The organism is Amycolatopsis alkalitolerans (genome assembly GCF_006152065.1).
Lineage (GTDB): Bacteria > Actinomycetota > Actinomycetes > Mycobacteriales > Pseudonocardiaceae > Amycolatopsis_E > Amycolatopsis_E alkalitolerans.
Genome location: NZ_VDFW01000014.1, coordinates 117,592 through 130,450 on the forward strand (window position 1 = coordinate 117,592; position 12,859 = coordinate 130,450).

At 67.6% G+C, this 12,859-nt stretch carries 15 protein-coding genes, 2 tRNA genes and 1 pseudogene; 11 read left to right on the top strand and 7 right to left on the bottom strand.

Annotated features, from left to right (window positions below; all coding sequences use genetic code 11):
* Positions 1 to 11 precede the first annotated feature (11 nt).
* From FG385_RS17590 to FG385_RS17605, 4 genes are all read left to right on the top strand, one after another.
* Positions 12 to 947, top strand: a complete 936-nt coding sequence (locus FG385_RS17590) for a S1C family serine protease (RefSeq protein WP_139097828.1) — start codon at positions 12 to 14, stop codon at positions 945 to 947.
* A gap of 96 nt (positions 948 to 1,043) precedes the next feature.
* The gene (orn, locus tag FG385_RS17595; protein WP_139097829.1) at positions 1,044 to 1,652 is read left to right on the top strand and encodes an oligoribonuclease; all 609 of its coding nucleotides are present in this window, start codon (positions 1,044 to 1,046) and stop codon (positions 1,650 to 1,652) included.
* 73 nt (positions 1,653 to 1,725) lie between these two features.
* Positions 1,726 to 1,801: transfer RNA gene (locus FG385_RS17600), tRNA-His, on the top strand.
* Between the two features lie 226 nt (positions 1,802 to 2,027).
* Positions 2,028 to 2,100 (top strand) — tRNA-Lys (locus FG385_RS17605).
* A gap of 226 nt (positions 2,101 to 2,326) precedes the next feature.
* Here the strand turns inward: FG385_RS17605 and FG385_RS17610 are convergent.
* Both FG385_RS17610 and FG385_RS35625 read right to left on the bottom strand, forming a co-directional pair.
* A complete protein-coding gene (locus FG385_RS17610; RefSeq protein WP_139097830.1) occupies positions 2,327 to 2,557 on the bottom strand; it encodes a hypothetical protein in 231 nt (76 codons plus the stop codon).
* 322 nt (positions 2,558 to 2,879) lie between these two features.
* Positions 2,880 to 3,344, bottom strand: coding sequence for a PH domain-containing protein (locus FG385_RS35625; RefSeq protein ID WP_139097831.1), 465 nt, complete (start codon positions 3,342 to 3,344; stop codon positions 2,880 to 2,882).
* Between the two features lie 688 nt (positions 3,345 to 4,032).
* Here FG385_RS35625 and pqqA (FG385_RS17620) point away from each other — a divergent pair.
* Genes pqqA (FG385_RS17620) through FG385_RS17645 form a run of 6 tightly spaced genes read left to right on the top strand, consistent with a single transcriptional unit; the run spans position 4,033 to position 7,659 of the window.
* The gene (gene pqqA, locus FG385_RS17620; protein WP_139097832.1) at positions 4,033 to 4,131 is read left to right on the top strand and encodes a pyrroloquinoline quinone precursor peptide PqqA; all 99 of its coding nucleotides are present in this window, start codon (positions 4,033 to 4,035) and stop codon (positions 4,129 to 4,131) included.
* Between the two features lie 23 nt (positions 4,132 to 4,154).
* Entirely contained in the window at positions 4,155 to 5,042 is an 888-nt protein-coding gene (pqqB, locus tag FG385_RS17625) for a pyrroloquinoline quinone biosynthesis protein PqqB (RefSeq protein WP_139097833.1), read from the top strand.
* A 2-nt stretch (positions 5,043 to 5,044) separates the two neighbouring features.
* Positions 5,045 to 5,737: a pyrroloquinoline-quinone synthase PqqC gene (pqqC, locus tag FG385_RS17630; protein ID WP_407645505.1), complete on the top strand. Its 693-nt coding sequence runs from the start codon at positions 5,045 to 5,047 to the stop codon at positions 5,735 to 5,737.
* Positions 5,738 to 5,739: 2 nt separating this feature from the next.
* Positions 5,740 to 6,030, top strand: coding sequence for a pyrroloquinoline quinone biosynthesis peptide chaperone PqqD (gene pqqD, locus FG385_RS17635; RefSeq protein ID WP_139097835.1), 291 nt, complete (start codon positions 5,740 to 5,742; stop codon positions 6,028 to 6,030).
* On the top strand, positions 6,023 to 7,099 hold the full coding sequence (pqqE, locus tag FG385_RS17640) for a pyrroloquinoline quinone biosynthesis protein PqqE (protein ID WP_139097836.1): 1,077 nt from the start codon (positions 6,023 to 6,025) through the stop codon (positions 7,097 to 7,099). Before pqqD ends, pqqE begins: the two co-directional genes overlap by 8 nt.
* Positions 7,100 to 7,110: 11 nt before the next feature.
* Positions 7,111 to 7,659 (top strand): manganese efflux pump MntP, encoded by a 549-nt coding sequence (locus FG385_RS17645; protein ID WP_139097837.1) that lies wholly within the window; start codon positions 7,111 to 7,113, stop codon positions 7,657 to 7,659.
* Positions 7,660 to 7,706: 47 nt separating this feature from the next.
* Here FG385_RS17645 and pqqA (FG385_RS17650) read toward each other — a convergent pair whose 3' ends face one another.
* The 5 genes and pseudogenes from pqqA (FG385_RS17650) to FG385_RS17670 all read right to left on the bottom strand — a co-directional run bounded on the left by pqqA (FG385_RS17650) (position 7,707) and on the right by FG385_RS17670 (position 12,246).
* Positions 7,707 to 7,802, bottom strand: coding sequence for a pyrroloquinoline quinone precursor peptide PqqA (gene pqqA / locus FG385_RS17650; RefSeq protein WP_139097838.1), 96 nt, complete (start codon positions 7,800 to 7,802; stop codon positions 7,707 to 7,709).
* Between the two features lie 39 nt (positions 7,803 to 7,841).
* Positions 7,842 to 9,527, bottom strand: coding sequence for a PQQ-dependent dehydrogenase, methanol/ethanol family (locus FG385_RS17655; RefSeq protein ID WP_139097839.1), 1,686 nt, complete (start codon positions 9,525 to 9,527; stop codon positions 7,842 to 7,844).
* 14 nt (positions 9,528 to 9,541) lie between these two features.
* On the bottom strand, positions 9,542 to 10,006 hold the full coding sequence (locus tag FG385_RS17660; protein WP_139097840.1) for an MSMEG_3727 family PQQ-associated protein: 465 nt from the start codon (positions 10,004 to 10,006) through the stop codon (positions 9,542 to 9,544).
* Between the two features lie 112 nt (positions 10,007 to 10,118).
* A pseudogene (locus FG385_RS17665) lies at positions 10,119 to 10,587 on the bottom strand (catalase/peroxidase HPI); the annotation flags it as partial.
* 264 nt (positions 10,588 to 10,851) lie between these two features.
* Entirely contained in the window at positions 10,852 to 12,246 is a 1,395-nt protein-coding gene (locus tag FG385_RS17670) for a DNA-binding protein (RefSeq protein WP_139097841.1), read from the bottom strand.
* A gap of 335 nt (positions 12,247 to 12,581) precedes the next feature.
* On the opposite strand from FG385_RS17670, the gene FG385_RS17675 reads away from it, so the two are divergent.
* Positions 12,582 to 12,761, top strand: coding sequence for a hypothetical protein (locus FG385_RS17675; protein WP_139097842.1), 180 nt, complete (start codon positions 12,582 to 12,584; stop codon positions 12,759 to 12,761).
* The last annotated feature ends 98 nt before the right edge of the window (positions 12,762 to 12,859 follow it).

The following is a 12,859-nucleotide window of genomic DNA, read 5'->3' on the forward strand; positions in this document are numbered from 1 at the left end:
AGCTGGATGCCATGAGCGAGAACGACTTCCGGCCGGGCCACGCGGACGGGTACCAGCCGCAGCAGCAGAGCTACCCGTACTACTACGCCCACCAGCCCACCCCGGCCGGGCCCGCCCTCGCACCCCCGCCCCGCAAGAAGAAGCGGGTCGCGGCGCTGGTCAGCGCTACCGCGGTCGCGGCGGCGCTGGTCGGCGGCGCCAGCGGTGCCGCCATCGTCGGCCTCGAGGGTGGCTCGTCCGCGGGATCGAACTCCACCGCGGCCGCCACCGCGGTCTCCGGGACCACCAGCACCGACGTCAGCGCGGCCGCCGCGAAGGTGCTGCCGAGCGTCGTTCAGGTGAACGTCACCACCAGTCAGGGTGAAGCCATCGGCTCGGGCGTGATCCTCAGTGCCGACGGCAAGATCCTGACCAACGCGCATGTCGTGTCCGGCGCGGTCGGCAACGTCACGATCACCCTGTCCGACGGCACGAAGTACCAGGTGAGCGTGCTCGGCGCCGACACCAAGGCGGATATCGCCGTCCTGCAGGCGAAAGGCGCGAGCGGCCTCACCGCCGCCACGCTGGGAAACTCGAGCCAGCTGCAGGTCGGGCAGGAGGTCGTCGCCATCGGATCGCCGGCCGGGCTGCAGAACACCGTCACGTCCGGCATCGTCAGCGCGCTCAACCGGCAGCTGTCGGACATCGGCACGGGCGGGCAGCAGTCCTCACCGTTCGATCAGACGTCCGCCCGGTCGGGCGACTCGCCCAGCTACACCGCCATCCAGACCGACGCCGCGATCAACCAGGGCAACTCGGGTGGCGCGTTGGTCAATATGGCCGGCCAGGTGATCGGCATCAACTCGGCGCTCTACAGCCCGTCGTCGTCCGCGGGATCGGTCGGCATCGGGTTCGCGATCCCGATCAACGACGCGAAGACCATCGTGAACCAGATCGAGAACGGCTGAGCGGGTCGGGGAACAGCGGAACGGGCCGTGGTCGGGGGCGGCCCGTTCCGCTGTGTCGTGTCACCTGCGGGCACCCGGGCGCGTTAAGGTTTTTCGGTGACCGACCGTCTTGTCTGGATCGACTGCGAGATGACGGGGCTCGACCTCGCCAAGGATGCGTTGATCGAAATCGCCGTCCTGGTGACCGACGCCGAGCTGACCGTCCTCGGCGACGGCCTCGACCTCGTCATCCACGCCGACGACGAGATGCTGGCCAGCATGCCCGACGTCGTCCGCGAGATGCACGCCAAGTCCGGGCTCACCGACGAGGTCCGCCGCTCGGCGATCACCCTCGAAGAAGCGGAGCAGCAGGTCCTCGCCTACGTCCGCCGGTACGTGCCGGACGCCAGGAGCGCGCCGCTGGCGGGCAACTCCATCGCGACCGACCGCGGGTTCATCGCCCGCGACATGCCGGCCCTCGACGCCCACCTGCACTACCGGATGGTGGACGTGTCCTCGGTCAAGGAGCTGGTCCGGCGCTGGTACCCGCGGATCTACTACGCCAAGCCCGAGAAAGGCCTCGCCCACCGGGCCCTCGCGGACATCCGCGAGTCCATCGGCGAGCTCGACTACTACCGGCGGACGGCGTTCGTGCCGCAGCCGGGGCCGACCAGCGACCAGGCTCGCTCCGCGGCCGCTGAGGTGCAGCGGCAGCATGGTGGATAACCCCGTGCGCACCCGCCGGAGCGGCACGCTACGATATCCCGGCTGAGGTTGACCGGCGCCGGTTCCTCGCATGGTGGGTGTAGCTCAGATGGTAGAGCACCTGGTTGTGGTCCAGGATGTCGCGGGTTCGAGTCCCGTCACTCACCCCATGGCCCCACCACGCTCGCCGCTTGTTGCGGCTTCGCGTGGTGGGGTTCGTTGTATTTCCCGGTGGCCGAGCCCCCGGAGCCCCGCGGTGCGGCTTGTTGCGTGGGCGTGCGCTGGGGGCGTTCCGTGAGGACCAGCATTGGGTTGGGCCGGTGGGGACCCTCCGTGAAGGCGGGTGTCCGGGCGTGCTAACCTTTTCCTCGTCGCTGAGGGGAAAACTCCTCGCGGGCGCCATTAGCTCAATTGGCAGAGCAGCTGACTCTTAATCAGCGGGTTCGGGGTTCGAGTCCCTGATGGCGCACTCTTTCCCCAGGTCACAGGCCTGGGGTTTTTGCTTTCAAGGTCACGGCCAACCGAAACCCAACCCTTCCCCGCTGACTACGTACCCAAGCCCTCCCGAAAACGTCCGCAGCGGCGGGGTTGGCGACCTTCCGGCCCACGTACACGTCCTGGGTTAGCGAGGGCCACGCTACTGGGCGTGAGATCCCAGTCCAGCTTTGCGAGCCGTCGCCTACGGCGGAGCATGTTCACGGCGAACGCAGGCAGCGGGAGCGTCCGTTCGCCGCTGTCGGTCTTCGGCGGCGTCGGGCGGCCAGGCCCATGATCCCGGAGAAGACACTACGCACCGTTTTCGTCGTGGACGCGGTCCGCCGCTTGCGGATCGTCTTGAGCAGCGTGTCCACGCGCGGCGTATCGACCTGCTCCAGCGAGTTCGGCGCTATCTCCCTCGCGTCCACTGAGTCCTGCAGCTCCGTCAACCGGAGGTCCGCGACCACGGAGGACTTGCTGTCTGCCGTGATCGTCGCTCCCGTCGAGGCGCCTGCCCGGTCACGAAGTGCGGTGAGCAGGTTGTTGGTCGCCGCCGACTCGCTGGCTCCGGTACGACATCAGGCGGTGGATCAGTCCGGAGGTTGCGACCCCACCACGGCTAACGATGTCCATCGCGTCGCACGTGCACCGCCACTCGCACTCGGGATCGACCCGATCTGCAACTCTGTCGACAGTGACGTACCGCTCGGCTGTGATGCTTTGCTGAGTACGCGGCAGACGACGATGATTAGCGGCTACTCCGGCGGCAGGTCAACGGCGGGGGTCGCGAACAGTCTCGAAGTAGGCTCGAATGCTGTCCGTTTCCCTTTCTGCTCGAGAACCCGGAAGCCGCTTAGGCTTGATAGGCGCCCCGAGTGACCTAATCCGGAGTTGTTTCCCGTCGTTCAGTTTTAGTACCGGGCCGTACAGGGAACGGCCAGTGCGACCCGTTGCGCCGACCCAACCGAGTTCCACGGACTCCACTTGATCCCACGTGACGTGCTTGCGACGTGTCCAGCCTTGTTCGGTGACGCCCGTCTCATCGAGGGTGACGCCCCTGAAGCAGGCAGCGAAAAGCTGCCACAGCCCCGAGACGAGCCAAACTCCGAACCACAGACGTTCGAATATCGGGGCACCTTCCATGAAGGCGCCCAGGCCGATGAGAACGAACACCAGCCCAAGTGGCACGCCAATGACCCGACTGCCCGCAGGCCGCATTCGCACAGCGTCCAACATACGTCCGACGCGCGGCCAGAAGGTACCGGAGACGCGTAACGGTTTATCGCGTCAGCATGACGCACGGTTCGTCCACAACGGGGACATGGCTTTCTTGTTCGCCGATCGGCGGTATTGTCGTTTGACACGGCGAATTGGGGTCTCAGATGAAGCTGAAATGGTGGAAACGGGACAAAACGGCCACGCGAAAAGTTGCACTCCAAGCTATGAAGGCTATCCGTCGGCAGCAACGGTCCAGCGGCCCTCTCGGACGCCGGGATCCATACCACTCCCCCATCGACAGCCCAAACTTCTCTGGAGGCGTCTCCGGGGGCAACAATCTTCCCGGTTGACGGGCCCCGCCAACCGAAAGCCAGTAGTCACTAGCGCTGACGGAGCGTTACGGCAAACATGAGTGTCCGTGGTCGAGGGAGTCCCGCTCAGGACACCGGCATCGACGGGGCCGCTGTCCTCGGGTCGCGGGAAAGGCGGTGATGGCGATCAAGCGGATGACCTTCTTCGACCTACGAGCGGTACCTCACGGCGAACGAGCGGTCGCCGGTCTCAGCATGGTTGGTCGTCTCTTGGCACCGGCCGAAACGCCTCTTACGCTCTAGCCGACGAACGGCTCGGCAACCGAAACGCCTTCGCTCCCCCGCGAACGACGGCCGAGTTTCTGTGCGCACGGCAGAGAGGAAGTGTGGGAACCATGGAGTCCGCTGCATCCCCGGCGTGGGAGACCCCCGAGTTCGACGAGGTCGCGGTCGCGCCTGAGGTGACGATGTACCTCGGCAGTCTGGAGGACTAGCAGGTTGGGGCGGAGGTCGGAGAATGTGGTTGCGGGTACTGGGTTCCGCGGCGGGCGGAGGCTTCCCCCAGTGGAACTGTGACTGCCCGGGCTGCCGCGCCGCGCGCGACGGTTCCCGGCCCTGCCGCCCCCGGACGCAGTCTTCGATCGCGGTGAGCGCCGACTACCGCCACTGGTTCTTGTTCAACGCCTCTCCCGACATCCGGGCCCAGATCGAATCGTTTCCCGCCCTGCATCCGCGGGACGGCAGGGAAACCCCGGTCGAGGCGGTACTGCTCACCGACGCCGAACTGGACCACACACTCGGACTGCTGCTCCTGCGGGAAGGGCGCGGAATACCGCTCTACACCACGGAAGCAGCGCGGCAGACACTCGAGTCCGGGTCCGGGATATCGCGCACTCTCGAACGGTATTGCCCGGTCGATTGGCGACCCGTCGTCCCCGGCGTCGAGGAACCGCTCGGCGGCGGGTTGTCCTACCGGGCCTTCGATGTGCCCACCACCAAACGGGCCCGCTTCGGCACCACAAGCGATGTGGTCGGGTATCGCCTGACCGATCGGCGTACCGGCCGGGCCGCCGTGTACCTGCCCGGAATGCAGCAGCTCACCCCGGACGTGCTGGCACAGCTTGACGATTGCGCGTGCCTGCTCATCGACGGGACCTGCTGGAGCGACGACGAGATGAGCGAACTCGGCCTGGCCGGCAAGACCGCGCGGGCGATGGGACATCTCCCGATCGACGGCCCCGACGGGAGCCTCCGGCAGCTGTCCTCGCTACCCATCGAGCGGAAGGTCTACCTGCACGTCAACAACACGAATCCCATCCTGCTGGAGGATTCGCCGGAGCGACGGCTCGTCGAGAAACAAGGAATGGAAGTCGCGGTGGACGGGCTTGAGATCGAGGTGCGATGACGATGACCACTACGGTGACGGCGACGGACAGCTTCATCGACGCGCTGCGCTCCCACGCGCGGCGGTACCACGACCACCACCCGTTCCACGTCGCGATGAACGAGGGGCGGCTCAGCCCGCCGCAGATCCGGGGCTGGGTGGCGAATCGCTTCTACTACCAGCAGAACATCCCCCGCAAGGACGCCGCGATCCTGTCCAACTGCCCCGACCGTGAAGTACGGCGAAGGTGGATCCGGCGCATCGTCGATCACGACGGCACGGTCGGCGGTGAGGGCGGCATCGAGGCATGGCTGCGCTTGGGCGAGGCGGTCGGCCTGGCCCGCGAAGAAGTCGAAGACGGCCGGCACGTGGTGCCCGGGGTGCGGTTCGCCGTCGATGCCTACGTGACGTTCGCGCGCACCCGGCCGTGGGTCGAGGCAGTGGCGTCCTCGCTGACCGAACTCTTCGCGCCGGATCTGATGGCCGAGCGACTGGCCGCGTTCGAGCGCTACTACACCTGGATCGACGGCAGCGGCCTGGCGTACTTCCGCGCCCGGCTGCGGCAGGCGCCTCGCGATTCCGAACACGCCCTCGAGGTGGTGACCGAGTACTGCCGGTCGGCGGAGGAGCAGGCGCGGGCCGTGGCGGCGCTGTCGTTCAAATGCGACGTGCTGTGGAGCATGATGGACGCGATCGACCGGGCCTACGTGGAGTGACGATGGGGACGGCGATCGCCGCGGCCGACCCGTCGAGCCGGCCCAAACTCAGCAGGCATGTGCGGTTGCGGTTCGATCGCGCGCGCGACCGGCATGTGCTGCTGGGGCCGGAAACCGTCGTGGTGCTGAACCGGACGGGCGCGGACATCGTCGGCCTGTGCGACGGCGATCGCACGGCGGCCGAAATCGTGGCGGACCTGAGGGCGCGCTACGACCACGTCGTCGGGGACGACGTGCTGCGGTTCCTCGCGCGTCTCGCCGCTCGACGATGTCTGGAGCTCACTGATGGATAGACCGTTCGGCCTGGTCGCGGAGCTCACCTACCGGTGCCCCCTCGCCTGCGCCTACTGCTCCAACCCGGTCAACCTGGCCGACTACGCGGACGAGTTGAGCACGGATCAATGGCTGCGCGTGCTCGCGGAGGCGGCCGAACTCGGCGTCCTGCAATGCCACCTGTCCGGCGGTGAACCGCTTCTCCGCCGCGACCTGGTGGACCTCGTGGCGACCGCGAACGAACTCGGCCTGTACACGAACCTCGTGACGAGCGCGATCGGTTTGTCGCGGCCCCGCGCGGAACAGTTGCGCGCGGCGGGTCTCGATCACGTGCAGATCAGCATCCAGGCCGACGAACCCGCGCTGTCCGACCGGATCGCGGGTACGCCGTCGTTCGAGCGGAAGATCGAGGCGGCTCATGTCGTGAAGGAACTGGGCTGGCCGCTGACGCTGAACGTCGTGCTGCACCGGAAGAACATCGATCGCATCGCGGAGGTCGTGCGGTGCGCCGAACGGCTGGAGGCCGACCGCCTCGAACTGGCCAACACCCAGTACTACGGCTGGGCCTGGCGCAACCGCGCCGCGCTGCTGCCGAGCAGGGCGCAACTGGAGCAGGCCGAGGAAGTGGTGCGCGCCGCCCGCGCGCGCCTGGCGGGGACCATGGACATCCTCTACGTCCTTCCCGACTACTACAGCCGGTACCCGAAGCCTTGCATGGGTGGTTGGGGAGCGCGCCAACTCATCGTGGCGCCCAACGGCGACGTCCTGCCCTGCCTTGCCGCCCACTCGCTCGGGCTGCCGCGCGCGAGCGTGCACGAGGATTCCCTGGCCTCGATCTGGACGGATTCACCGCTGTTCCAACGGTTCCGGGGCACGGACTGGATGCCGGATCCCTGCCGGAGTTGCGACCGCCGCGACATCGACTTCGGCGGCTGCCGGTGCCAGGCGTTCCAGCTCACCGGCGACGCGGCTCGCACGGATCCGGTCTGCCATCTCTCACCGGACCATGGGATCGTCACCGAGGCGGTGCGCGCGGCCAACGAAAGGACGCACGAAGACCTGCTGACCGCTCGGCCTCATCGGGGCTAGGAGGTAGTGACGTGGCGCTCGGCATCATTCCGCTGCTGGCCCTGGCGTTCGGTCTCAGCCTGGACAATTTCCGGTCCTCGATCGCCCTTGGCACAATTCCCTTCGGATGGCCTCGCGCCTTGCAGATCGCGGTCACGTTCGGGGTTTGGGACGCACTGGCGCCACTGGTCGGCGGATTCGCCGGGCATTACCTCGGGAAGGCGATCAATCCGGTCGCGGATTACGTGGGACCGGCCGCGATGGGCCTGTACGGGCTCTACCTCCTGATCGGAACCTTGCGGAAACCGGAACCGGACGAGGTGGATCACCCGTGGGTGACGCTGTTCGGCATGCCGCTGTCGCTGAGCGTCGACAACCTCATCGCCGGCACCACGCTAGGATTCCTCGGGATTTCCCTGGCGATTCCGGTCGTGGTTTTCGGGACGGTGACGGCGGTCATGTCGTTCGCCGGATTGTGCGTCGGACGGATGGCGACCCGCGTGATTCGCATCCGGTCCGATCTGTTCAGCGGGATCTCGCTCATCGGCGCGGCGATCATCTTTCCGCTGGTGTTCACGTAGCCTGAAGGGCGCCGAACGCACGTCCGGCGCCCTTCGGACCTCGCTCGTCAGTCGTCCAACCGGGCGACGTACATCGTCACCTCAGGCGCCACTTCGACCTCGTCGAATTCGGGCGCCTCCCACGCGGCGAGCTGAGACTCCAACGGATCCACCTCCTCTCTGTCGCTTTTGGACGGGCGCCCCTAGTCGGGAAGGGCGAACACGACCAGCGCGCTTCCGTGGCCGGCGCCGAGCATGCCGGGCAGGAACCCCTCGATCCAGCCGCCCCAGCCGACCGGCACGGCGACATACTGCTTACCGTCGACCTGGTAGGTGATCGGGCTGCCGTGGTGGCCGCTTCCGCACTGGAACTGCCACAGCTGCTCCCCGGTGCGGGCGTCGATCGCGTTGAACTCTCCGGACGGCTCACCGGCGAAGACCAGATCGCCACCCGTGGCCAGTAGGGACGCGCACATCGGAAGTTCGTTGCGCCAGCGCCATTTCTCTTCGCCTCCTGCGTCGAAGGCGCTGACCGAACCGGTCATGTCCTCGGCGTCCACCTGAACGCCCGCGCCCCAGTACGGGATGCTTTCCTTGAACTCCCGGCGCCGCCGGGTGGCGGTGGCGCCGACATCCTGCACCGGCACGTAGAACAGTCCGGTCTTCGGGCTGTAGGCGGCGTGTGTCCATTCCTTGGCCCCGGCCGGTCCCGGGTAGAAGTGCACCGGCTCCCCCTCCTGGTCCGGGTACCTCCTGGGGGTGACCTTGCCGTCCCGCGTGATCACGCCCCAGTCGATCCGGTCCACGAAGGGGGTGATCTGGACGAGTTCGCCGTTCGTGCGGTCCACGACGAAGAAGTAGCCGTTCTTGTCGAAATGCCCGAGCAGCTTGCGCCCGCCCGACTCGAACAGGATGCACTCCGAAATGCTGTCGTAGTCCCATACGTCGTGCGGTGTGCACTGGTAGTGCCAGCGGATCTGGCCCGCGTCGACGTCCACCGCGATGATGCTGTCGGTGAAGAGGTTGTCGCCCTCGCGCACCGCACCGTCGAAGTCGGGCGCCGGGTTCCCGGTACCCACGTACAGCAGGTTGGTCTCCGGGTCGAAGGTGCCGGTGACCCAGCAGTTCGCGCCGCCGCGCGCCCACGCCTCGCCGTCCGACGGCCAGGTCTCGGAGCCGGGTTCCCCCGGCTTGGGCACGGTGTAGCAACGCCAGGAGTGCTCTCCGGTGTCGATGTCGAAGGCGTCCAGGTGCCCGCGCACACCGAACTCCCCGCCGGAGCTGCCGACGATGACCAGGTTCTTGACGACCAGCGGGGCGACCGTGGCGCTCTCCCCCGCCCGCACGTCTCCGTACGTCCTGTCCCAGACCCGCTTACCCGTGGTGGCGTCCAGCGCGAGCAGGTGGGCGTTCCCGGTGACCATGAAGACCTTCCCCTTGGCCACGGCGACGCCGCGGTTCACGTTCCCGCAGCACAGCGAGACGTCATAGGGGACCGCGTGCTTGTACCGCCAGATCTCCTGGCCGGTCTTCGCGTCGAGTGCCCAGAGCCAGCCGTCCCAGCCGGAGACGAACATGACGCCGTCGACGACGATCGGAGTGGCCTCGAACGCATACGTCGACGCACCCGCGATGATGCCGCTGGTGCCGGCCTGGAACATCCAGGCGGGTCCGATCCGCTTGACGTTTTCGGTGTTGATCTGGTCCAGCGGGCTGTACCGCTGCCCGTTGTACGCGCCGTAGTAGGTCAGCCAGTTCTGCGGCTCCGAACGGGCATCGAGAATCCGCTCGTAGGTGACGTTGGAAACCACGGCCGGTGCCGTCCCGGTCTTGCCGCTCAGCGTTCCCTGGTCGATGGCGACACCCGCATCGACGTAATCGACGGTCATTGACTACTCCTTTCCTACGGCCGCGGCTGGTCGGGACGGTCGAGGCGGGCTTCCGGCGGAACGTCTCCGAGCACGACGATGGCGCCGGTCAGCCCGCGGCCTTCGTCGTTCCCGGTGGGCGAGCTGTACCAGTAGTAGCCGGGCCCGTCCAGGTTGAGGGTCGCCTTTCCCTTCGAATGGTTCACCAGCCAGATGAACTTCCTGTCGCCGTTGCTCGGCAACAGCGCGCAATGCGTGTTCAGGTCGTCGTTGATGAGTTCCAGTTCGAGATCACCCCCGTGTGGCATCACGAGAATCGCCGGGTCCCAGGCGATTTCGTCGGGCTGGATGCGGATTGTCGCGGACATCCGGCCATCGGCGCTCTCCGTGGCCCTGGCGACATTTCCGGTCCCCAGTACTCGGCCGATCGCTGCCCTGTTCTGCTCGTCCAACCCGATCTCGCTCAGCAGGTCGGCTCGTTCCTTCGCGCTCGTCGTCATGGGACTTCACCTCCTTGTGGCTGGTCGGTACAGCTTCCGCTCCTGGCGGCGATTCCGGACCGGCGTCCCGTTCGTCCGCCCCGGGCTACCGTTCGTGCCTGGCAGGCAACCGCTACCGACCGAGGTTCATGACCTTGTCCCACGCGGCCACGAAATCGCGCACGAACTTTATCGAGCAGATTCACGAAGAAGTCGTTGGTCAGCGACCCCGGCGTCGAGGTGAAGACGCCGAGCGGGGACTGCTTGTGGTTGGCGTCCAGCACGCGCAGGCCGCCGACGAGCACGGTCATCTCGGGCGCGCTCAGGGTCAGCAGGTTCGCCCGGTCGACCAGCAGGTACTCGGGCGGCAGCCGGTTGCCCTTGATGGGGTCGGCGAGCGAGATCCTCGTGGCTCCGGCCTGGGAGTCGTTGAAGCGCTCCTGGATCCGCTCCAGGGTGCTGAGCACCTTCGCGAGCGTGCCGGGCTCGTTGACTTCCCAGTTCCACTGGGGCTCCAGGCGGATACGCGCTCCGTTCGCCCCGCCACGCTTGTCGCTGTTCCGGAAGGTGGTGGCGGTCGCCCACGCGGTCGAAACGAGCTCGGGACCCGGCTCCTCGATCGGGGCGGCCTCGGGTTCGGGGCCCAGGTGCGGCGGAAGGTGTCGCGGATGTCCCGGGCCGCGGTGAGCGGATCCGGGCCCCAGTAGACATCGTCATCGGGGTGGCCGAAGTCGGCCGGCCACCAGTCGCGGCCGTACCCGCCCGCGGCGGGATGCGCGCGGCGCCGGACCACGTGGTGGGCGCCGGCGGTCTGGTCGTAGTTCCTTCCGTAACCGGCGTCAGGACTCTCCGGCACGGAACTGCCCTCAAATGTCCAGCGCCCGGCGTACGGCCGGGGCGTTCCGCCGGGACACGGGCACCATCTTGGTCGCCTCGCCGTCCATGATCAGGAACAGCTCACCCTTGAGCCGCCGCTCGACCTCCCGGATGCGGCTGAGGTTGACCACATACCGGCGGTGCACCCGCAGGAAACCGGCATCCGCCAGCTCGCTGTCGAGCTTGTCCAGGCCCGGCGAGGCGGCCCGCAGCTGCCCCTGATCGGTGGCCAGCCAGACGTCGTTGCCCTCCGATTCGGCGAAGGAGACCTCCGACAGCCGCAGGAGCACCATCCGGTTGTCGCGCGTCGCGACCACCCGGCGCGGCTGCGCCGGGGAGTGCGGGGCGCCCTCCGGCTGCGGGAGCTGCTCCCCGTCGGACACCCCGAACGAGACCAGATGCCCGACCAGGTGCCCGGACAGGAAGACGGGCCGGATGCCGATCGGTGTCGGCTCGTCAGCCAGATGGGTGAAGATCTGGGTCGAGCCGATCCAGTCGGGGTTGCGGGCCGCCTGCGTGCTGGCGTACCGGGCGGCTCCGATCAGTTCCGGCAGGCCGGGTTTCCAGCGCACCGTCGGATCGACCGCCGGTGTGGAGCCCGGGACGCCGAGAAGCACGCTCGTCGTGTCGTCGGCGATCACGACCTTGCCGGCGGTGTCCACGGCGGCAAGCGGTGCGCTGGAGCGTGCCCTGGCGTTGTTGTACGCGGCGACCAGTTCGGCCCCACCGTCGCGAGCGCGTCTCGTCAGCGTGCACTGGGTCTTCCTGGCGGCGTTCATCAGCCACGCGCCCACGGACGCGGGAAGCTGGCTGCGCCAGCAGGAGATGTTCAGCACCGCGATCGGTTCCCTGGTCACCACGTCACGCACCGCGACGCCCGCGCAGGCCCAGCTGTGGAACGCCTGGCACCAGTGCTCCGCACCCCGGACCATCACCGGGGCGTGCGCCTCGAGCGCCGTGCCCATGCCGTTCGTCCCGGCCGCGTACTCGGACCAGCAGTACCAGGGCGCCAGGTTGCAGTCGGCGGCGATGGTGCGCGTGGCCTGGTCACCCCATTCGGCGAGGATCCGGCCGGTCGCGTCGGTGACGGTCACGATGCCCCCGGCGTTGCCTACTTCATGCGCCACGGAGGCGGCGCGAAAACCCAGCTCGGCGAAGACGACATCGTGTTCGGGCGTATGGTCGACCTCCGCGACGGCCACCGGAGCTTCGGTCAGGTACGGGTCGACCCGGTACTGCTCGCGGCACCGGTGCCAGGAAATCGCCACCTCGGGCCGCACGCCGTGCACGTCGTCCTCGCCGTGCACGAAACGTTCCCATGCCGAGTACACCGTGCCCTTACCCGGGCCGTCCGACTTCGGCCCGCCTCGATACCGTTCCCGCATGTGCCGACCGCCTTTGGTCCGTCATCGACGCCGGACGGCAAAGCCGGCCCCGCGCCGGTGACCACTCACGCACGTGTAGCTTCCTGATCCGGCGCACGTTCGACGCCGGAATACCGGGTGGTTTAACGAATGTAGAGGTTCACGATCGCTCTCAGCAAGCGTCCGCGGCAAGTCTTGCGGCCGCCGAACGGGCGAACGGCCCGCAATGCTTGAGAAGGCGCGAACGGGGTATCAGGTGGGTGACAGAGAGCAGCCGACGAGGGGTAACCATGACTCCTAGACGAAACTGTCCCGCCGAGCCCGGCGTTCCGGAAGCGTCTCGGCGGGGCGTAGCGGTGAACCTTTACTACCGCAAGGTAACCTCAGCGGTCCGGCCTTTCGTCGCCGGCGGCCAGGAAAACGTGTGGTGCGAGGACACCGGTGAATGGTGGCCTTTCACAGCCGACGCCATCGGCTTGTTCACCTTGCGGATCGAAGCCGGCGATCGCGCGCTCTGCGCGGCACCCGGCCAGTAGTGCGGGCGCGCAGCAGTCCATTTTAGACACTCCGGGACCGGCCCCGAGCCAGGGGCGTAAGACCCCGGCGCTCCCGGACTTTGGCCCCTGTGCCCGGG